The following is a 1050-nucleotide window of genomic DNA, read 5'->3' as shown; positions in this document are numbered from 1 at the left end:
ACCTGCTCGTAGCCGGTGTGCATCGGCAACGTCGGCGATGTGTTGCTGGTGGAAGCAGAGGTGGCGCTGGTGGGAGCACGCAGCCACGCATATTTGTTGGCACCAACCGCTGCCACGGCAGCTTCATTTATGGTCGACAACGAAACTTGTCGCTGCTTTGCCTTGTTTATGAGCTCCTGCTCATCAGGCTCGAACGTAACCCCGTTCCCTCCAGAAACCCAGCGGGCCAGGGCCGTGTGGTGCATATTGTGTTGCTCTGCGTATTCGTAATAACTCATGGCGGGGCCGCTCCGATTCGCAGCCGCCCACGCCAAGGCATGGCTCTTGCGCTCGCCGGGCGTGTATTGCTTCATGGCCCAATCCTGCTTTGCCTTGTTTATGAGCACCTGCTCATCAGGCTCGAACGTAACCCCGTTCCCTCCAGAAACCCAGCGACTCAGGGTCCTGCGGTCCACATTGTACCGCCGCGCATAGTCGGAATAACTCATGACGGGGCCGCTCCGATTCGCAGCCGCCCACGCCAAGGCATGGTTCTTGCGCTCGCCGGGCGTGTATTGATTCATGGCCCAATACTGCTTTGCCTTGTTTATGAGCTCCTGCTCATCAGGCTCGAACGTAACCCCATGCTCTCCAGAAACCCAGCCAGTCAGGGTCCCGGGGTGCATATTGTACCGCCGCGCATAGTCGGTATAACCCATGACGGGGCCGCTCTGATTCGCATGCGCCCATCTCAAGGCATGGTTCTTGCGGTCGGAGAGCTTATAGTACTGATCGGACGCATGCCTCCTTGCCGTGTCTATGAACGCCTGCTGGTCAACCGTGAACGTAACATCACGGATCCCTCCGGATATCCATCTACACAGTGTCGTATAGGGGATAAAGTATGCCTCTGCGTACTCATTAATACTCACATCGTGGCCACTCTGATTTGCGGCGGCCCATGCCAAAACATGGGCCTTGCTCTTATCTTTGTCCATTCCTAGTTAGCCGCCTTTGCAGTCAAATTTCGAAGTCTTCCTACACAACGGATGCGCGGGGCCGCCGGTTCAA

Annotated in this window: 1 protein-coding gene; it reads right to left on the bottom strand. The window is 56.9% G+C overall.

Annotation, left to right across the window (positions count from 1 at the left end):
• Positions 1-977: hypothetical protein (locus AB0H52_RS32070; protein WP_357952057.1), on the bottom strand; the 977-nt coding region annotated here is incomplete at its 3' end.
• Positions 978-1050: the final 73 nt, after the last annotated feature.

The organism is Micromonospora sp. NPDC050695 (assembly GCF_040654415.1).
Classification (GTDB): domain Bacteria; phylum Actinomycetota; class Actinomycetes; order Mycobacteriales; family Micromonosporaceae; genus Micromonospora.
This window is presented reverse-complemented; position numbering and strand designations above follow the sequence as displayed.